This window comes from Caulobacter sp. GW822-FHT07D08 (assembly GCF_058798735.1).
The window spans coordinates 691,677-707,921 of the sequence record NZ_JBXAKU010000001.1 but is presented as its reverse complement, the minus strand read 5'-3'; the positions used below and the strand labels follow the sequence as shown (position 1 = coordinate 707,921).

The following is a 16,245-nucleotide window of genomic DNA, read 5'->3' as shown; positions in this document are numbered from 1 at the left end:
ATGACCGCCAACGTCCAACCCGCCCCCGCCTCGGCCTACGACCTTAGCCCCAACGAGCAGGTCGAGCAGACCGCGACCTTCGCCCTGCTCGTCGACAACGAGCCCGGCGTCCTGCATCGCGTCGTCGGCCTGTTCGCCGCGCGCGGCTACAACATCGAGAGCCTCACGGTCGCCGAGACCGACCGCAAGGCTCACACCAGCCGCATCACCGTGGTGACCCGCGGCACGCGCCATGTCCTGGACCAGATCGAGGCCCAGCTGAACAAGGTCGTGAACGTCCGCCGCGTGCATGACGTCACCCGCGACCCGAACGGCGTCGAGCGCGAGCTGGCGCTGGTCAAGGTGCGCGGCCAAGGGCCCGACCGCGTCGAGGCCCTCCGCATCGCCGAGATCTTCCGCGCCAAGCCGGTCGACACCACGCTGGAAAGCTTCGTGTTCGAGATCTCGGGCGCGCCGTCCAAGATCGACAAGTTCCTGGACCTGATGCGCCCCCTGGGGCTGGTGGAACTTTCCCGCACCGGCGTCCTTTCCATCGAGCGGGGCGTCGAAGGGATGTAGCGGATGACTGGCCTGACCGGACTGATCGCGGGCCTGGCCCTCGCCATCCAGCAGGCCCCGCCCCCCTCTGATCCATCGACCTGGTGGTCATCGGAGGTTCCACGCCCGACCGCCGAGCAGGAGCCGCTCTACACCCGCCGGCTCGGCAAGTCCGAACCGCCCATTCCCATCGACAATGGCGTCGAGCCCCTGCTCTACCGCCTCTGGGGCCTGCAGCCGCTGCAGAACCAGATCCTGCGCAGGGGCGAGTTGATCCTGGAGGTGTGGGCCCGCCCCGCCCGCGGCGTGCGCCAGACCGTGACCCGCGTCACCCTGCGCCGCGACGGTCGCGCCTTCGTCCAGGCTCGCGCCGGCCTGGGCTGCTGCACGCCCGAGATCGGCCGCCGCGTCGACATCGACGCCGAACTGACCGCCCCCCTGATCGCGCCCTTGAAGGCCCTGCCCGCCGATCCGGCCTGGAGCCAGCCGCGCTCGGTCATCGTCGACTATGGCGGCGGCGCGGTGTCGGCGCTCTGCGTCGACGGCGTGTCGTGGGACGTGACCCTGGTCATCCCCAGTCAGGCCCGCCATCTGCGCCGCGCCTGCGACGACGCGGAGGTCGGCTCGATCGCCGGGATCCTGTCGGCGGCGATCGGCGCGGCCGTTGGACGCGACCCGCGCTTCGACGCCGTCCTGCCCCGAGGCGCCGACTTCTCGCGCCAGCAAAGGGCCTATGACGACCTGCTGGCGTCGGGAGGCCGATTGAAGCCGGACGCATCCGACAGGTCCCAGCCGCCCGCCGTCCCGCTTCCGCCGGACGACGAGCCGCCAGCTGGCGTCAGCCGACCTTCAGGATCTTGAAGCGGTAGAGCAGCGCGCCGAGGATCGCGCCGATCGCCGGGGCGACAAAGAACAGCCAAAGCTGGGCCAGCGCCTGCCCGCCAGCCAAGACCGCCGGACCGAAACTGCGGGCCGGATTGACCGAGACGCCGGTGACCTGGATGCCGACGATGTGGATCACCGCCAGGGCGATGCCGATCCCCAGGCCGGCGAAACCGGGCGCGGCGTCGGCGCCGGTCGCGCCCAGAATGACGATGACGAAAAGCGCCGTCATCACGACCTCGAAGACAAAGGCCGCGTGCAGCGGATAGGCGCCGAGATAGCCTGGCCCCCAACCGTTCTGGCCCAGATTGGCCGCGCTTCCCGCGATGCTGGCCAGCACCGCCGCGCCGGCCAAGGCCCCCACGAACTGGGCGATCCAGTAGAGGACCATCTCCTTGGCGTTCATTCGACCGGCGACGAATGCCGCGAGACTGACCGCCGGATTGACGTGACATCCTGAGACCGGGCCGATGCCATACGCCAGGGCGATGATGGCGAAACCGAAGGCCAGGGCGATGCCCAGTTGGCCAACGTGATCTCCGCCCAGGACCGCGGCTCCGCAGCCGAATAGAACCAAAGCAAATGTGCCAATGAATTCGGCAACAATTTTTGACATTTTGGAACCTCCCGATCGAATTTCATAAAATTCACTGTACGATGTGAACGAATATGCATTCTACCGGCAAGTCTAAGAATATCTATACTGCCTCTAGGCGCCCGCCACCGGTTCCGGCTGTTCCCGCAGGCGCGCCACGTCCCTGAGCGGCGGCGCGCCGAACAGGCGGGCGTACTCGCGGCTGAACTGCGAGGGGCTGTCATAGCCGACCGCGTGGCCGGCCGTGGCCGCGTCCAGGCGCTGGATCAGGATCAGCCGTCGCGCCTCCTGCAGACGGATCTGCTTCTGGTACTGCAGCGGCGACAGCGAGGTCACCGCCTTGAAGTGCTGATGCAGGGCCGAGGCGCTCATCCGCGCCTCGTCGGCCACGGCGTCGATGCTGAAAGGCTGGTCGAAGTTGCGCTTGATCCAGCCGATGGCGCGGTTGACCTGGCGCAGGCGGCCGTCGCGGCGAGCAATCTGGGCCAGCCGCGGCCCCTGCGGCCCGGTCAGCAGGCGATAGAGCATCTCGCGCTCGATCAGCGGCGCCAGGATCGGCGCGTCCTCGGGGCAATCCATCAGGCCGACCATTCGGCAGGCGGCGTCGAACAGCTGCGGCGTCATCGCCCCGGCCGACATGCCGCCGACCAGGGGCGCGGCGGCGTCCAGCCGCGCGGCCAGGCCGCACTCCATGATCATTTCGCTGATCAGATTGGCGTCGAGCACGACGCGAAAAGCCAGGTAGGGCTTCTCGGGCGAGGCCTCGATCACCTGGCCGGCGACCGGCACGTCGATCGACGACAGGAAGAAGTTCACGTCGTCGTATTCATGGATGGCGTCGCCGACCAGCACCCGCTTGCGGCCCTGGGCCAGCACGCAGAACGACGGATCGTGCACGGCGTGCATGGGCTCGGTCGGTGCGTGGACGCGGTAGAGATTGACCCTGGGGCAGCAGGTCTCGACAGGACCTTCGTCCGGCGCGAATCGTTCAATCAGGGCGGCCAGCGCCTCGCGCGTGCTCATGGAATTTCTCTTGTTCTAACGAGGCTATCAATAAGCCTTGCACGATCCTCCGTCACGGGACGCCGTTCGGTTCTGGATTTTCGTGCAATCATGCCGGAGCATCGATCTACCGGCTGGACGGACCTATGCGCCATATTGGCCTCGTTCCGCTCCCCAACGCGGCAACCCCCAAAATTCAGGTGCGCCTTGAGACGCTACACGCCCCGACGCGGCGTGGCGGCTCCGCGCTGGTTCGTCGCCGCCCTGCTGGGCGGGACAGCCGCGCTGACCGCCATGACCGCCGCCCTTCCCACCGTTTCGGCCGCTCCGGCCCCCTCTTCTTCATGGAGCATCGCCCGATGATGATGTCCGCCATCGTTCCCCACATCCCCGTCGCCGGCGTCTGGTCGTCGCCCGACGGCCACGTCTCGCTGGAGCTGCGCGCCGACGGCCGTTTCATCGAGACCCGCGCCGACTTCCCCGACGTCTTCACCGGCGTCTACGTCCTGGTCGGCGAGCGGCTGAAGCTGTTCGAGGATCGCGGCGCGGTCATCAGCGGCACGCTGATCGATGGTCGCCTGAGCCTGGGAACAGCCTAAGCCTGGGCCCGCCCTTCCCTTGGCGGGTCGAACCCCCTATATTGGAAATGTCCGGTTTCGGCCGGACTATGGGGATAAACGCGCACGTAATAAGCGGACTGGACCCGGGTGCGATTCCCGGCGGCTCCACCAATCTCTCCCAAGTTATCATGGGACTGCATGGGGCCGATCAGCATCGACAGACGTGTAAAGGTGTATGCTTTCTCTCGGCTTGATCCACCGTTTCGGGTCATTTTTCTAAATGCGAACGATAACTTCGCTGAAGAGTTCGCCGTCGCCGCGTAATGCGGTGCAGGTGAATTCGCCTCTTAAGTCCTAGGGGTTCAGATCCCTAGGCGGGGCCCGGAGGGAGCCTGCCAACAGAATCCCTCCACTTTCCACGACATCGCCGAGGCTCCCTCCTCTTCTTCGAGAGGGAATGGGGGAGCCTGCCAACAGAATCCCTCCACTTTCCTTCCTGCCATCGATTGCGATCCCCGGGAATCCGTCGCCACCCGCTTTGCGCAAAGGCTTTGACGCGCTACGTTCCGAACTTCGTTTTCAGTTCGAAGTACCGACCCCAGGCATGTCCCAGACCCAACCGCCCGAAGACCTCATGCAGTACGAGGCCATGGCCCAGGACGCCTTGCGCGGCGTGGTCAAGGCGGCCTTGAAGAAGGCGGCCGCGCCCGGTGGCCTGCCCGAGCCGCATCATCTGTACATCACCTTCAAGACCAAGGCGGCCGGCGTCTCGGGACCGCAGGACCTGCTGGGCAAGTACCCGGACGAGATGACCATCGTCCTGCAGCACCAGTACTGGGACCTCGCCCCGGGCGAGACCTTCTTCTCGGTGACCCTGAAGTTCGGCGGCCAGCCCAAGCGCCTGTCGGTCCCCTATGCGGCCCTCACGCGATTCTATGACCCCTCGGTGCAGTTCGCCCTGCAGTTCACCGCCCCCGAAGTCATCGAGGACGAGCCGGAGCCCGAACCCGAGGCCGAAGACAAGACCCCCGCCCCGACCGGCGAAGAAGGTCCCAAGATCGTCTCCCTGGACCAGTTCCGGAAGAAATGAGCGCCCGTAAGAAATGAACGATGTGGCCTCGGACGCTCCGCAGACCCTGAGCGACGAGGCGATCCTCGCGCGCTTCCGCGCGTCCAAGAACGCGCCCACCGGATCCCAGACCCTGGGCTTCGAACTGCTGGCCGTGCGTCAGGCCGATCGCGAGGTCGAGGTCGGTTTCACGGCGCGCGCCGAGCTCCTGTGCAATCCAATGGGGCAGATCCAGGGTGGTTTCGTCTGCGCCATGCTGGACGAGTGCATGTCGGTCGCCGGCATGATCACTTCGGGCATGACCCACGTGGTGCCCACCCTGGAGATGAAGACCAGCTTCCTGCGCCCGGCCAGGCCTGGGTCGCTGCGCGGCGTCGGCCGCGTGGTCAAATGGGGTCGGACGGTCTGCTTCATGGAGGGCGAGCTCTACGACGCGGAGGGCCGCCTGCTGGCCAAGTCCACGGGCACGGCCATTCCAACGCCCTTCGCCAACTTCAAGAAGAAATAGGGGCGGAGCCATGCGGGGGACGGCGGCGGTCATCGGACTTCTGGCTTTCCTGCTCGCGCCGCTCTCATCCGCATTCGCCGCCGGACCGTTCGCCAACTGGAGCGCGGTCGTGGTGGCCGGCGACTTCCACGCCCACTCCGGCGGCCCGACCGAGGCGTTCGACAACGCCCGCCGCGATGTCTCCAAGGCGTTGGTCGAACTGGGCTTCGACAAGGCCGCGCTCCAGCAGTTCTCGGTACGTCCCGAGCGCTATCCGGCCGAGGCGCCCGGCAAGTCGGAAGCTCGGACCATCTACGACGCCCTCAAGACCCGGGCTTCGACGGCCACGGCGGGCTGTCTGTTCTACATCAGCACGCACGGCAGTCCGGAAGGCGTGATTCTGGGCCGGCAGATGCTGCGCCCCCAACTGCTGGCCGCCCTGCTGAACGACGCCTGTCCCAACCGGCCCAGCGTGGTGGTGATATCCGCCTGTTTTTCGGGCGTCTTCGTTCCGCCATTGCAGAAGACCAACCGCCTGATCCTGACCGCCGCCCGGCCCGATCGCGCCTCGTTCGGCTGCGGCGAGGACGACAAATATCCCTATTTCGACGACTGCTTCCTGTCGGCCGCGCCCAGCGCCCGCGACTTCGCGTCCCTGGGGGCTGGCGTCCAGGCCTGCGTGGCGCGCCGCGAGAAGGAGGCCGGGGCCGAGCCCGCCTCTGAGCCGCAGGTCTGGATCGGCCCGGCCCTGCGGCCGATGCTGCCGCTCTATGCGTTCAACCGGAGCAGGCCGGCTTCACCCTGACCGGTGATCGGGTTTGACCCCCGCGCCCAGCACGTTACACAAACCCTAGAGCATGATAGCCGAAAGTGGCTGCCGGTTTCGGCGGCCATCATGCTCTGCCTGTTAGATGTAGAGTCTTCCGCTTTACCCAGGGGACATCGTTGACGTCGAGCGTATCGCCCGCAGCCGCCCTTGCGGCGGCCTTCATCGCACTATGGTCCATCACGGGATCGGAGGCGCGGGCGCAAGACGCTTCGCCGCCCCCTGTCTTGAGCGAACCAACGCTGGAGTCCACCCCTCGCCCCTATAACAGCCTGCGTCCGCGCCGGGTGCGGCCCCGTCCCGCCGTGAAGGCGACGCCGCCGCCCCGCGCTGTCGCGACTCCAACCGCCGCCTCGGCGACGCCGACTCCAGCCGCGCCCGCCATCCCGGCGCCCGCCGCCCATACGCCAATGTCGGCGCCGGAGCTGGAAGCCTTCGTCGACGGCGTCGTCCGCCGCGCCATGAGCCGCGACCATATCGCCGGCGTCACCCTGTCGGTGGTCCAGAACGGCCAGGTTGTGCTGAAGAAGGGCTACGGCTTCTCGAACCTGGGCCAGCGCAAGCCGGTCGATCCGGACAAGACCCTGTTCCGCGTCGCCTCGATCTCCAAGACGTTCACCTGGATCACCCTGATGAACCAGATCGAGTCAGGCCACATGCGCCTCGACGGCCCCGTGAACCTCTATCTTCCCGAACCGCTGCAGCTGAAGGATCAGGGCAAGAAGACCCAGGTGCGCCTGCGTGACCTGATGACCCACACCGGCGGTTTCGAGGATCGGTCGATGGGCCAGTTGTTCGAGCGCGACCCGAACCGCATCCGTTCCCTGGCGGACTATCTGCGCCAGGAGCGTCCGCGCCGGGTGCGCGAACCCGGCCTGCTGCCCAGCTATTCGAACTATGGCGCCGCCCTGGCCGGCGCCGCTGTCGCCAACGTCACGGGCAAGCCCTACGAGCAGTTGGTCAGCGAGGAGATCATTCTGCCGGCCGGCATGAACCACACGACCTTCCGCGAAGCCCGCCCGTGGCGCGACGGCCTGCCCGCGCCGATGAACGAGACCCTGGCCGCCGACCTGTCGGACGGCTTCTCGTGGACGCCGATGGGCTGGAAGACCCAGCCGCGCGAGTTCATGGGCCAGGTGGCCCCGGCCGCTTCGGCTTCGAGCACGGCCGGCGACATGGCGCGCTACATGACCCTGCTGCTGAACGGCGGGGTGATCGACGGCAAGACCATATTCTCACCGAAGACCGCCCTGGCCTTCCGCACGCCGATGTACCGCCCCGCGCCGGAAGCGGCCGGCTGGAACGCCGGCTTCCAGGACAGCCCGATGCCCGGCAGCCGCCGCGGTTACGGCCACCAGGGCGCGACGCTCTACTTCTATTCCAACATGGTGATCGTGCCGGACCTTGGCTTGGGCATCTTCGTCTCGGTCAATACCGAGAGCGGCGCGAACCTGCCCGCCACCCTGCCCGCGACCATCGTCGAGCACTTCTACGCTCCCGCCCCGGCCGTGCCGACCGACAGCGCCATCAGCTACGAGCAGGCCAGGGCCTATGAGGGCGACTATCTGACCACCCGCCGCGCCTATGGCGGGCTGGAGGGCTTCACCAACCGCATCATCGGCCGCGCCAATGTCCGCGCCACCGCCGAAGGCCGCTTGACCGTGACCGAGGGCGGCGTCAGCAGCCTCTATAACGGCACAGGACGCCCCGGCGTATTCAAGGCCATCGACGGCCCGCTGATGCTGGTCTTCGACGCCAACGGCGACCGGCCGTCGCGCTTCTACGCCGCTCGGGGCCTCTCGACCTATGAGCGGATCGGCTTCTTCCGCTCGGCGGGCCTGTTGCGCTGGACGGCGATCATCGCGGGCTTCGCCAGCGTGGCCACCATTCTGGGCGTCCTGTTCCGCAACCGCCGCGAGGCTCGCCAGACGCCGGTCCAGGCGCGCGCCGCCCAGATGCAGACCATGCAGGCGGTGCTGTGGCTGATCTCGGCCGGCTGCATGGGCGTGTTCGCGGCCAAGGCCTCGGATCAGACCGCCGTCTTCTTCGGCTGGCCCTCTGGCTGGCTGCTCAGCGGCTCGGCCTGCGCCCTGGTCGCCGCCGCCCTGAGCGTCCTGACCTTGGGCGCCCTGCCGATGGTCTGGCGCGGCGGCCGCCGGGTCGACAGCTGGAGCGGCGGTCGCAAGCTGGCCTTCACCTTCACCGCCCTGCTCTTCGTCCTGCTCAGCGTTCTCCTGGGCCTGTGGGGTTACCTGCTGCCCAAGAGCTAGCCTTATCACGCTCCATCCCTCGCTTCGTTTCCCGGCGCCCGGCTTGCAGATCGCCGTTCCGGGAGACGAGCGAGGGAGACGCGACGTGTCAAAACTGGACGGTCTGGCGTTTGGGGGAACGGGACTGGCGGCCTGGTCGGCGGCGACGCTGTTCTATGCCGCTTTCGGCGGGGGACTTCTGGAAAGCGCCTTCTGGTTCTACGTGATCAACGCATTCGCGGCCGCCGCCGCCGTGACCTTCGCCTTCCAGGCGGTGGCGCGGCTGACGCGCACGCCGCGCCGCCGCCGTCTGTTCGCGATGATCCTGTTCTCGACGCCCGGCCTCGTCGCCGGGAGCTTGGTGGTCTCGCGCTATGCCGAGATCATGCCGTCGGGTGATCCCGTCAGCGTCGGCCGCTATGGCGCCTTCCTGATGGTGCTGTACGTGGCCGTGGCCGCCTCAGTCTTCGAGCGTTCGCCGCATAAGGCTTGAGTTCAGCTTGCGCACCTGGATGATGATCCGCTCGCGCTCGCCCGGACGCCGCTCGACCAGCAGTCGGGCGACCTGGGCGTCGTCGTGGAAGGCGTAGCCCTTGATGGCGTCCAACAGGGCCTTGGCCAGGTTGTCCAGATCCATCCAGGGCGGCTCGCCCATATACTCCATGCCGATCTCGACGCTGAACTCGCCCCAGGCAGGGCGCGAGCCGCGCCAGGACTTGCGGAAGAACTCATAGATCAGCGGCTTGTAATACTTGCCCTGGGTGGTCAGGCCGTCGACCACGATGGTCAGCTCGCCTCCGGCCTCGCGGGCGCGGACCTTGCCGTGGTGGGTCCAGTCGTCTTCGAACAAGCTTTCAGAACCTCGAGCCTAGGAGCCTGTCCCGTTTAGATGGAACCATCTAGACGGGATAAACAGGCTCTAGAATCAAACATTTAGAGCCTTTTGAACGCTTTAGATGATTCCATCTAAAGCTAAAGGGCTCTAGGGGCCGAGCGCCTAGGCGCCCATCATTTCGGCCAGCTTTAGCACGGTGTTCCAGTTCCGCGTCGTGCCGACCGGATTGCGCTTCGTCTTCTTCCAATCCCGATCCAGCATCGAGTCGGCGATGCTGATCGGGAAGTCGATATAGAGCTCCCGCGCCGCGACCGCGAACCGCTCCGGTCCAGTGTTCGCCGCTCTCAGGATCTCTTCGTCGCCCTTCGGCAGCGGCGCCTTCAGGAAATTGACGATCAAGTGGCTGGGGTGGTCCTCGGCCTCGGCCTTGAACGGATTGCCGTCGATGATCGCCCGCAGGTCCGCCGGGGAGCGAACCATGAAGTCGGTGCGCAGGCCGATGCGGGCCTCAAGGGCGTCTTCAAGCACCTGTTCCAGCGCAGCTCCGCCCTCATGCTTCCCCCAAAGCAGGAGATTGCCGCTGGCCAGATAGGTCTTGGCCTCCGTGAAGCCGACGTCCTTGGCGATGCCCAGCAGGTCTTCCTTCAGCACCTTGCGCTTACCCGTGTTGATCGAACGGGGCAGCGCCAAATAGGGGATCATGCGGGGTCTCCTTCGCGCTTGCGAACATTGCCCTCTCGCCGCTCAAGGTCTAGACCGCGCTCGACCGTTTTTCCGGAGATCGCCGCATGACCGCCACGCGCATCGAGACCGACACCTTTGGCCCGATCGAAGTCGCCGCAGACCGCTATTGGGGCGCGCAAGCTCAGCGCAGCCTGGGCAACTTCAAGATCGGCTGGGAGAAGCAACCCCTGCCGGTCGTCCGCGCCCTGGGCATCGTCAAGCGCGCCGCCGCCGAGACCAATCTGAAGCTGGGCAAGCTGGACGCCAAGATCGCCGAGACGATCATCGCGGCCGCCAACGAGGTGATCGACGGCAAGCTGAACGACCACTTCCCGCTGGTCGTCTGGCAGACGGGTTCGGGCACCCAGTCGAACATGAACGCCAACGAGGTGATCTCGAACCGCGCGATCGAGATGCTGGGCGGCGAGATGGGCAGCAAGAAGCCCGTCCACCCCAATGACCACGTCAATATGAGCCAGTCGTCGAACGACACCTATCCGACGGCCATGCACGTGGCCTGCGCGGAACAGATCGTCCACGACCTGCTGCCGGCCCTGAAGCATCTGCACGCCGCCCTGGAAGCCAAGACCAAGGCCTGGGCCGACATCATCAAGATCGGCCGCACCCACACCCAGGACGCCACGCCGCTCACGCTCGGCCAGGAATTCGGCGGCTACACCCAGCAGGTCGCCAACGGCATCGAGCGCATCGAGAGCACCCTGCCCAAGCTGATGCAGCTGGCCCAAGGTGGCACCGCCGTCGGCACTGGCCTGAACGCCCCGATTGGCTTCGCCGAAGGCGTGGCCGAGGCCATCGCCGCGATCACCGGCCTTGAGTTCACCACCGCTCCGAACAAGTTCGAGGCCCTGGCCGCCCACGACGCCATGGTCTTCAGCCACGGCGCCATCAACACGGTCGCCGCCAGCCTGTTCAAGATCGCCAACGACATCCGCTTCCTGGGCTCGGGCCCGCGCGCCGGCCTTGGCGAGCTGTCGCTGCCGGAAAACGAGCCGGGCTCGTCGATCATGCCGGGCAAGGTCAACCCGACCCAGTGCGAAGCCCTGACCCAGGTCTGCGTCCAGGTGTTCGGCAACAACGCCGCCCTCACCTTCGCCGGCAGCCAGGGCCACTTCGAACTGAATGTCTACAATCCGGTGATGGCCTACAACTTCCTGCAGTCGGTCCGCCTGCTGGCCGATGCGGCGATCAGCTTCACCGACAACTGCGTGGTCGGCATCGAGCCGCGCGTCGACAACATCAAGAAGGGCGTCGAGAACAGCCTGATGCTGGTCACGGCCCTGAACGGCCGCCTCGGCTACGACATCTGCGCCAAGATCGCCAAGACGGCCCACAAGAACGGCACCACGTTGCGCGAGGAAGCCGTCGGCGGCGGCTATCTGACGAACGAAGAGTTCGACCAGTACGTCCGCCCGGAAAAGATGGTCTCGCCGGGCTGAGGCTCCAGCGGCGGCGAGCTGGCGGGAATTGACGGCCTGTGCGTCCGATGTTCCCGCCGGCCAAACCGCGTTATGCTCCGCCCATGGACGCGCCCGAACTCGACCTCGGCATCGACCCCGAACTGCTGGCCCAGGCCAAGCGGCTGGGCATTTCCGTCTCAGGCATGAGCGAGACGCAGCTGCGGTTGCATCTTCAAAGGGTTGATCCGGCTGGCGCCGAGGAACGCGCGCGGCGATGGGCTGAAGAGAACGCCGAGGCGCTCAAAGCCTATAACGAGCGGATCCAGCGTCGCGGCGCATTCGGGGACGACCTTCGGACGTGGTGATCCGTCAGTTCGACGTCTTTGCCAACCCCTCGCTTCGGAGTCGTGACGAAGCGCCTTTCGTCGTCGTTCTACAATCGCACCATGCAGGCGAGTTACCTACAGCTGTGGTCGCCCCGCTCTATCGCCGTGAAGTCTTCCCAGTCCTCACGCGCCTGACGGTGGAGGTCGAGAGCGACGGCCAGGATCTGATCGTTTCGATCCCGGAGCTCGTCGCCTTGAGTTCGTCCTTGCTGCACAAGAAGGTCGGCAGCCTGGTCGAGCACGAGGACGCCATCCGCCGCGCGCTCGACCGCCTGTTCACCGGCTTCTAGTCGACCCGCACCACGTCCCGGCCGATGGGCGCCAGGGCGATGTAGGCCAGTTGCAGGTCCTTGATGGCGAACGGGATGCCGATGATCGTGATCGCCTCGGCGACGGCGACCACCACGTGGCCCAGGGCCAGCCACCAGCCGGCCAGGATGAACCAGATCACGTTCAGCACCACGCCCAGCGGGCCCGAGGCCAGGCCGACCTCACGGTGGACGATCTCCTTGCCGAACGGCCAGAAGGCGAAGCCGGCAATGCGGAAGGCCGCGCCCGCATAGGGCAGGCCCACGATGGTGATCGCCAGGAGCACGCCGGCCAGCAGCCAGCCGAGGCCAGTGACCAGACCGCCGCAGAAGAACCACAGCACATTCAGGATGAAACGGATCACGTCCAAAAGTCCCCAGCAAGGGCAAAGCGCCCCGGCCCTAGACGTGGCCCCGCCCGCCCTTTCTGTGAAGGGCGTTACGGCGAATTCACCTCAGGGCTAGGACTTGATCAGCTGCCATTTGCGCGCCCACCGCCCCTTGCCGAAGCGGCTGAGCGTCAGGAGGTAGATGCCGGCGTAAACCACGGTCCCGACGCCGATCAGCACCCAGCCCCAGACCCCCGGCATATGCAGGGCTGGTGCGGTGGTGATCCAGTCGTGGCGCGGCGAGGTGAATTCGAGCCACAGCCCCCCGACCCAGATCAGGGCGAACAGCGCCACGACCGGATAGCGCACGATCGGGCTGCGCTGGATCAGCAGCCAGGCCTGGGCGAGCGCGGCCAGCACGCCGACGGCCAGCCCCCCCAGCCACGCCCACAGGGGGTCGGGCGCGAGCCGCGCGACCCGCAGGCCGGCCCAGACGGGCGCCCACAGGATCGGGCCCAGCATGAGGATGATCAGCACGGCGGCGATCAGCAGACCCAAGCCGCCGCCGATCACCTTGCCGGCGACCTCTCCGGCCTCGTGCGGCCGGATGTTCGGATCGCCGCCGGGATTTTCCGGCGACGTCGCGACGATGGTCTGGAGACGCGGCAGGGTCTGGCCGGGCCGCACCGGAGGAAGTCCGCCGTAGGAGGATGACTTCCGCTTGAACATCAGGCCCTGCGACTGACCGCGAAATCGGCCAGGTCTTCCAGCGCCTCGCGCCAGTCGTTGGCGGGGAAGATCGCCAGCGCCGCCTTGGCCTTGTCGGCATAGTCGGCGGCCAGGTCGAGCGTGGCGTCCAGGGCCCCCGAACCGACGATCAGCTCGCGGGCGCGGCGGAAGTCGGCCTCGGTCTGCTCGCGACGGCCGATGGCGCGCTCCCAGAACTCAGCCTCGCGGGGGCCCGAGCGGGCGATGGCCAGCAGCAGCGGCAGGGTCGCCTTGCCTTCGCGGAAGTCGTCGCCGGCGTTCTTGCCCAGGGTCTCGGTCGTGCCGCCATAGTCGAGCGCGTCGTCGACCAGCTGGAAGGCCAGGCCGAGATTCAGGCCATAGGCCTTCAGCGCGTCGGTCCTGGCGGCGTCGACGCCGGCCGAGACCGCGCCGGCCTCGGAGGCGGCGGCGAACAGCTCGGCGGTCTTGGCCTGGATGATCTCGAGATAGACGGCCTGCGACAGGTTCAGGTCGTGGCTGCGCATCAGCTGCAGCACTTCGCCCTCGGCGATGACCCGGCTGGCGCGGGCCAGGATTTCCAGCGCCTTCATCGAGTTGGTCTCGACCATCAGCTCGAAGGCGCGGGCGAACAGGAAGTCGCCGACCAGCACGCTCTGCGCCGCGCCCCAGATCAGGTGCGCGGCGACCTTGCCGCGGCGCAGCTGGCTGCCGTCGACCACGTCGTCGTGCAGCAGGGTGGCGGTGTGAATGAACTCGACGGCCGCGGCCAGCTTCAGGCAGTGGTCGTTGTCGGCCCCCTCTCCGCTTGCACGGGCGAGCCGCGCGGCGGCGACGGTCAACAGCGGACGGAGGCGCTTGCCGCCGGCGGCGATCAGGTGCTCGGCCAGGGCCGGGATGATCGGCACGTCGCTTTGCATGCGGTCGGTGATCAGGGCGTTGACGCCCTTCATGTCGGCCTCGGCGAGGCGCACGAGACGATCCACCGAACCCGGCTTACGGGTGAGGGTCGCTGCGGCTGCGTCCAAGACTATGCTCTCCTTGCGGCTCCCCCCGGGATGAACCGTTGCGAGGGACAATGGTGGCGGGATAGGTCACGGTCAAGGCGAGCACAAGGCCTAGAAAGCATTGGACGAACAGCAGGTGACGGAGGATCGGGTTCTGGGGGGCCGCGTACGGCTGCGCCAGAAGCCCGACGGATACAGGGCCGGCATGGACGCGGCCCTGCTGGCGGCCGCCTGCGACGCCCTGCCCGGCCAGCGCGTGATCGAGCCCGGCTGCGGGGTCGGCGGCGCCCTGCTGGCCGCCGCGACTCGCCGGCCCGAGTCGTTCTTCCAGGGCGTTGAGCGTGATTCCGCCGCCGCCGCCCTGGCCGCCGCCAACGCCGCGCTGAACGGCCTGGACGACCGCGTCAGCGTGGTCGAGGGCGACGTCGAGGCCGGTTTTCGCGCCCTGGCCCTGCCCGTCTTCGACGCGGTGATGACCAATCCCCCGTTCTTCGACGACCCGACCGCCTTGCGCGCCCCCGCCCCGGCCAAGAGCGGCGCCTGGATGGCCGACGGGGGCCTGGCCGCCTGGACGGGCTTTTGCCTGAAAGCCGTGCGCGAGGGCGGGACGATCACGATCATCCACCGCGCCGACCGCCTGGCCGACCTTCTCGAACAGCTGGCCCCCAAGGCAGGCTCGTTCAGGATTCGCCCGATCGCCCCCTTCGCCGACGCCCCGGCCAAGCGGGTGATCGTGCGGGCGATCAAGACGGGCAAGGCGCCGCTGGCGCTGCTGCCGCCGCTGGTGCTGCACGATCGCGAAGGCGGCAAGCACACGGCGCGGGCCGAGGCGATTCTGCGCGGGGAAGCGGCGCTGGACTGGTGAGGCGCCCTACTCCGCGTAGAGCGCCAGGGCCTCGAGGCACAGCTCAAGCCCCGTCAGATCCCGCAGCGGGTCCTGGGTGACGATCACGAACAGTCGCCGGGCCTCGCCCCACAGCATGACGGTCTCGGGCAGGCCGTTGTCCTCGATCATGCAGCCGTCGCCGTCGCGCCAGATCCGCGTGGCGTCCAGGGTCGCGCCCAGCAGGGTGTCGACCCGGGCGACATACTCGGCCTGAACCTCGCTCGCGACGTTCAGATAGGCGAAGATCGGCCGGCCCAGGCCCGCCAGAACGCCCGCCTCGAACACCGTCGCCGTATCGGCCGAGGGGCCGCGGAACGGCGTCAGGTTGACGACGGCCGCGTCGGCCTGGCGCAATTGCGCCATGCGGGCGGCATAGAACTGTCGGGCCTCCATCTCGTCGCCGCCCTCGCCGGGCGGCAGGCGGGCGGGAACAATGGCTTCCAGGCCAGCCTCCAGGCACAGGGCGCGCTGACGCGCCGCCTGGGATTCGCTGTCGGGGAGCCATTGTTCAGGGCCGGCGAGCCAAAGGGAACGGACTGGGCGCATGCCCTCTTAGGTCTGGTCCCGGACCCTCGCTGTCAATGTATGTTGGAGATTCAATGGCGTCGATCGCGCGCAGAACCTTGTTGACCGGCGGCTTGGCCCTCGCCGCCGCGCCCCTGTTCGCCACATCCGGGTTCGCCGCCTCGCCTCAGCCGTGGATCGCCTATGACGGCCGCCTGCGGGCGTTGCTGGCCGACCCGCCGGAGGGCGGCGATTTCGACGCCGACTTCGAGCAGACTCTGCTCGACCTCAACAACATCTTCCGGAGCCGCCAGGGCCCGCGCGCCCTGGCCTGGGACAAGGGCCTGGCCCAGGCCGCCCGGGCCCACGCCGCCGACATGGCCGTGACCGGCGACTTCGACCACATGACGCGCGAGGGCTATTCCCCGGCCGGCCGCGTCGGCCTGCTGGCCCGCGACCTGGTCGGCGCGCCGGGCGAGAACATCGCCATGCGCCGCAACGTCGCCACCATCGTACGGCCCGACCAGATCATGGAGCAGTGGCGCACCAGTCCCGGCCACCGCGCCAACCTGCTGGCCCCGGGCTTCACCCATGTCGGCTATGGCGTCTACCGCCAGGGCCGGCGCGTCATCGCCGTCGGAGCCTATGCCGAGGTCGCCGCGCGCCTGGCCGCCCCCGCCCCGCTGCGGGTGACCTCGGCCGATGCGATCGCCGCGGCCCTGTCGCACGCGGCTCCGGCCATCCGGCAGTTCTCGGTATCCGAGCCGGGCGGCGAGATCCTGACCGCCACCTATGTCGAGGGCCGTCCGGAAAGCGTGTTGGCCCCCGGCGCCTGGCAACTGCGCCCGCACCTGTCGACCGGCGAGCACCGCTACGAGGTGGCTTGGGGGCCGGTGTTCGTGTTGGGGTAGCCCCC

At 67.8% G+C, this 16,245-nt stretch carries 21 protein-coding genes and 1 other RNA gene; 14 read left to right on the top strand and 8 right to left on the bottom strand.

Translation table 11 applies throughout. The annotated features are described in order from the left end of the window. Both ilvN and AC1RJ9_RS03155 read left to right on the top strand, forming a co-directional pair. Positions 1 to 558 (top strand): acetolactate synthase small subunit, encoded by a 558-nt coding sequence (gene ilvN, locus AC1RJ9_RS03160; protein WP_492834799.1) that lies wholly within the window; start codon positions 1 to 3, stop codon positions 556 to 558. A 3-nt stretch (positions 559 to 561) separates the two neighbouring features. After that, positions 562 to 1,398, top strand: coding sequence for a hypothetical protein (locus AC1RJ9_RS03155; RefSeq protein WP_492834800.1), 837 nt, complete (start codon positions 562 to 564; stop codon positions 1,396 to 1,398). Here AC1RJ9_RS03155 and AC1RJ9_RS03150 read toward each other — a convergent pair. Next, complete coding sequence (locus tag AC1RJ9_RS03150; RefSeq protein ID WP_492834802.1) at positions 1,376 to 2,035, bottom strand: aquaporin; 660 nt, start codon at positions 2,033 to 2,035, stop codon at positions 1,376 to 1,378. The genes AC1RJ9_RS03155 and AC1RJ9_RS03150 overlap by 23 nt on opposite strands. Before the next feature lie 93 nt (positions 2,036 to 2,128). Next, positions 2,129 to 3,037, bottom strand: a complete 909-nt coding sequence (locus AC1RJ9_RS03145) for an AraC family transcriptional regulator (RefSeq protein ID WP_492834804.1) — start codon at positions 3,035 to 3,037, stop codon at positions 2,129 to 2,131. Positions 3,038 to 3,375: 338 nt separating this feature from the next. On the opposite strand from AC1RJ9_RS03145, the gene AC1RJ9_RS03140 reads away from it, so the two are divergent. From AC1RJ9_RS03140 to AC1RJ9_RS03110, 7 genes are all read left to right on the top strand, one after another. Next, on the top strand, positions 3,376 to 3,615 hold the full coding sequence (locus tag AC1RJ9_RS03140; protein WP_492834806.1) for an Atu4866 domain-containing protein: 240 nt from the start codon (positions 3,376 to 3,378) through the stop codon (positions 3,613 to 3,615). Positions 3,616 to 3,625: 10 nt separating this feature from the next. Further along, positions 3,626 to 3,990, top strand: a transfer-messenger RNA (tmRNA) gene (gene ssrA, locus AC1RJ9_RS03135). Between the two features lie 190 nt (positions 3,991 to 4,180). Beyond that, on the top strand, positions 4,181 to 4,666 hold the full coding sequence (locus AC1RJ9_RS03130) for an SspB family protein (RefSeq protein ID WP_492834808.1): 486 nt from the start codon (positions 4,181 to 4,183) through the stop codon (positions 4,664 to 4,666). A 13-nt stretch (positions 4,667 to 4,679) separates the two neighbouring features. Next, positions 4,680 to 5,153 carry a PaaI family thioesterase gene (locus AC1RJ9_RS03125; RefSeq protein ID WP_492834809.1) on the top strand — a complete coding sequence of 158 codons (474 nt, stop codon included), beginning with the start codon at positions 4,680 to 4,682 and terminating at the stop codon, positions 5,151 to 5,153. 10 nt (positions 5,154 to 5,163) lie between these two features. Further along, positions 5,164 to 5,937, top strand: coding sequence for a C13 family peptidase (locus tag AC1RJ9_RS03120; protein WP_492834811.1), 774 nt, complete (start codon positions 5,164 to 5,166; stop codon positions 5,935 to 5,937). 140 nt (positions 5,938 to 6,077) lie between these two features. Continuing rightward, complete coding sequence (locus AC1RJ9_RS03115; protein WP_492834813.1) at positions 6,078 to 8,228, top strand: serine hydrolase domain-containing protein; 2,151 nt, start codon at positions 6,078 to 6,080, stop codon at positions 8,226 to 8,228. 85 nt (positions 8,229 to 8,313) lie between these two features. After that, a complete protein-coding gene (locus AC1RJ9_RS03110) occupies positions 8,314 to 8,700 on the top strand; it encodes a hypothetical protein (protein WP_492834815.1) in 387 nt (128 codons plus the stop codon). Here the strand turns inward: AC1RJ9_RS03110 and AC1RJ9_RS03105 are convergent. Both AC1RJ9_RS03105 and AC1RJ9_RS03100 read right to left on the bottom strand, forming a co-directional pair. Beyond that, positions 8,668 to 9,057, bottom strand: coding sequence for a RusA family crossover junction endodeoxyribonuclease (locus AC1RJ9_RS03105; RefSeq protein ID WP_492834817.1), 390 nt, complete (start codon positions 9,055 to 9,057; stop codon positions 8,668 to 8,670). The genes AC1RJ9_RS03110 and AC1RJ9_RS03105 overlap by 33 nt on opposite strands. A 147-nt stretch (positions 9,058 to 9,204) precedes the next feature. Continuing rightward, the gene (locus AC1RJ9_RS03100; protein WP_492834818.1) at positions 9,205 to 9,744 is read right to left on the bottom strand and encodes a DUF1697 domain-containing protein; all 540 of its coding nucleotides are present in this window, start codon (positions 9,742 to 9,744) and stop codon (positions 9,205 to 9,207) included. An 86-nt stretch (positions 9,745 to 9,830) separates the two neighbouring features. Here AC1RJ9_RS03100 and fumC point away from each other — a divergent pair, with 86 nt between their 5' ends. The 3 genes from fumC to AC1RJ9_RS03085 all read left to right on the top strand — a co-directional run bounded on the left by fumC (position 9,831) and on the right by AC1RJ9_RS03085 (position 11,859). Next, on the top strand, positions 9,831 to 11,222 hold the full coding sequence (gene fumC / locus AC1RJ9_RS03095; RefSeq protein WP_492834819.1) for a class II fumarate hydratase: 1,392 nt from the start codon (positions 9,831 to 9,833) through the stop codon (positions 11,220 to 11,222). Between the two features lie 83 nt (positions 11,223 to 11,305). Next, the gene (locus AC1RJ9_RS03090) at positions 11,306 to 11,548 is read left to right on the top strand and encodes a type II toxin-antitoxin system CcdA family antitoxin (RefSeq protein ID WP_492834820.1); all 243 of its coding nucleotides are present in this window, start codon (positions 11,306 to 11,308) and stop codon (positions 11,546 to 11,548) included. Then, positions 11,542 to 11,859 carry a CcdB family protein gene (locus tag AC1RJ9_RS03085; protein WP_492881547.1) on the top strand — a complete coding sequence of 106 codons (318 nt, stop codon included), beginning with the start codon at positions 11,542 to 11,544 and terminating at the stop codon, positions 11,857 to 11,859. The genes AC1RJ9_RS03090 and AC1RJ9_RS03085 overlap by 7 nt, the downstream gene beginning before the upstream one ends. Here AC1RJ9_RS03085 and AC1RJ9_RS03080 read toward each other — a convergent pair. From AC1RJ9_RS03080 to AC1RJ9_RS03070, 3 genes are all read right to left on the bottom strand, one after another. Next, positions 11,856 to 12,242, bottom strand: coding sequence for a YccF domain-containing protein (locus AC1RJ9_RS03080; RefSeq protein ID WP_492834821.1), 387 nt, complete (start codon positions 12,240 to 12,242; stop codon positions 11,856 to 11,858). The genes AC1RJ9_RS03085 and AC1RJ9_RS03080 overlap by 4 nt on opposite strands. A gap of 96 nt (positions 12,243 to 12,338) precedes the next feature. After that, positions 12,339 to 12,935, bottom strand: a complete 597-nt coding sequence (locus AC1RJ9_RS03075) for a hypothetical protein (protein ID WP_492834822.1) — start codon at positions 12,933 to 12,935, stop codon at positions 12,339 to 12,341. Then, a complete protein-coding gene (locus AC1RJ9_RS03070) occupies positions 12,935 to 13,960 on the bottom strand; it encodes a polyprenyl synthetase family protein (protein WP_492834823.1) in 1,026 nt (341 codons plus the stop codon). The genes AC1RJ9_RS03075 and AC1RJ9_RS03070 overlap by 1 nt, the downstream gene beginning before the upstream one ends. 184 nt (positions 13,961 to 14,144) lie before the next feature. Here AC1RJ9_RS03070 and AC1RJ9_RS03065 point away from each other — a divergent pair, with 184 nt between their 5' ends. Further along, positions 14,145 to 14,804, top strand: coding sequence for a tRNA1(Val) (adenine(37)-N6)-methyltransferase (locus tag AC1RJ9_RS03065; RefSeq protein WP_492836054.1), 660 nt, complete (start codon positions 14,145 to 14,147; stop codon positions 14,802 to 14,804). A 6-nt stretch (positions 14,805 to 14,810) separates the two neighbouring features. Here AC1RJ9_RS03065 and AC1RJ9_RS03060 read toward each other — a convergent pair whose 3' ends face one another. Further along, on the bottom strand, positions 14,811 to 15,371 hold the full coding sequence (locus AC1RJ9_RS03060) for a nucleoside 2-deoxyribosyltransferase (RefSeq protein WP_492834824.1): 561 nt from the start codon (positions 15,369 to 15,371) through the stop codon (positions 14,811 to 14,813). Between the two features lie 53 nt (positions 15,372 to 15,424). On the opposite strand from AC1RJ9_RS03060, the gene AC1RJ9_RS03055 reads away from it, so the two are divergent. Further along, positions 15,425 to 16,240, top strand: coding sequence for a CAP domain-containing protein (locus AC1RJ9_RS03055; protein ID WP_492834825.1), 816 nt, complete (start codon positions 15,425 to 15,427; stop codon positions 16,238 to 16,240). Positions 16,241 to 16,245: the final 5 nt, after the last annotated feature.

What these genes read in the sequence shown, in the direction of transcription:
- ilvN (WP_492834799.1), top strand. Translation starts at nt 1, where the DNA reads ATGACCGCCAACGTCCAACCCGCCCCCGCCTCGGCCTACGACCTTAGC.
- fumC (WP_492834819.1), top strand. Translation starts at nt 9,831, where the DNA reads ATGACCGCCACGCGCATCGAGACCGACACCTTTGGCCCGATCGAAGTC.
- AC1RJ9_RS03090 (WP_492834820.1), top strand. Translation starts at nt 11,306, where the DNA reads ATGGACGCGCCCGAACTCGACCTCGGCATCGACCCCGAACTGCTGGCC.
- AC1RJ9_RS03125 (WP_492834809.1), top strand. Translation starts at nt 4,680, where the DNA reads ATGAACGATGTGGCCTCGGACGCTCCGCAGACCCTGAGCGACGAGGCG.
- AC1RJ9_RS03140 (WP_492834806.1), top strand. Translation starts at nt 3,376, where the DNA reads ATGATGATGTCCGCCATCGTTCCCCACATCCCCGTCGCCGGCGTCTGG.
- AC1RJ9_RS03100 (WP_492834818.1), bottom strand. Translation starts at nt 9,744, where the DNA reads ATGATCCCCTATTTGGCGCTGCCCCGTTCGATCAACACGGGTAAGCGC.
- AC1RJ9_RS03145 (WP_492834804.1), bottom strand. Translation starts at nt 3,037, where the DNA reads ATGAGCACGCGCGAGGCGCTGGCCGCCCTGATTGAACGATTCGCGCCG.
- AC1RJ9_RS03130 (WP_492834808.1), top strand. Translation starts at nt 4,181, where the DNA reads ATGTCCCAGACCCAACCGCCCGAAGACCTCATGCAGTACGAGGCCATG.
- AC1RJ9_RS03065 (WP_492836054.1), top strand. Translation starts at nt 14,145, where the DNA reads ATGGACGCGGCCCTGCTGGCGGCCGCCTGCGACGCCCTGCCCGGCCAG.
- AC1RJ9_RS03155 (WP_492834800.1), top strand. Translation starts at nt 562, where the DNA reads ATGACTGGCCTGACCGGACTGATCGCGGGCCTGGCCCTCGCCATCCAG.
- AC1RJ9_RS03060 (WP_492834824.1), bottom strand. Translation starts at nt 15,371, where the DNA reads ATGCGCCCAGTCCGTTCCCTTTGGCTCGCCGGCCCTGAACAATGGCTC.
- AC1RJ9_RS03150 (WP_492834802.1), bottom strand. Translation starts at nt 2,035, where the DNA reads ATGTCAAAAATTGTTGCCGAATTCATTGGCACATTTGCTTTGGTTCTA.
- AC1RJ9_RS03075 (WP_492834822.1), bottom strand. Translation starts at nt 12,935, where the DNA reads ATGTTCAAGCGGAAGTCATCCTCCTACGGCGGACTTCCTCCGGTGCGG.
- AC1RJ9_RS03120 (WP_492834811.1), top strand. Translation starts at nt 5,164, where the DNA reads ATGCGGGGGACGGCGGCGGTCATCGGACTTCTGGCTTTCCTGCTCGCG.
- AC1RJ9_RS03055 (WP_492834825.1), top strand. Translation starts at nt 15,425, where the DNA reads ATGGCGTCGATCGCGCGCAGAACCTTGTTGACCGGCGGCTTGGCCCTC.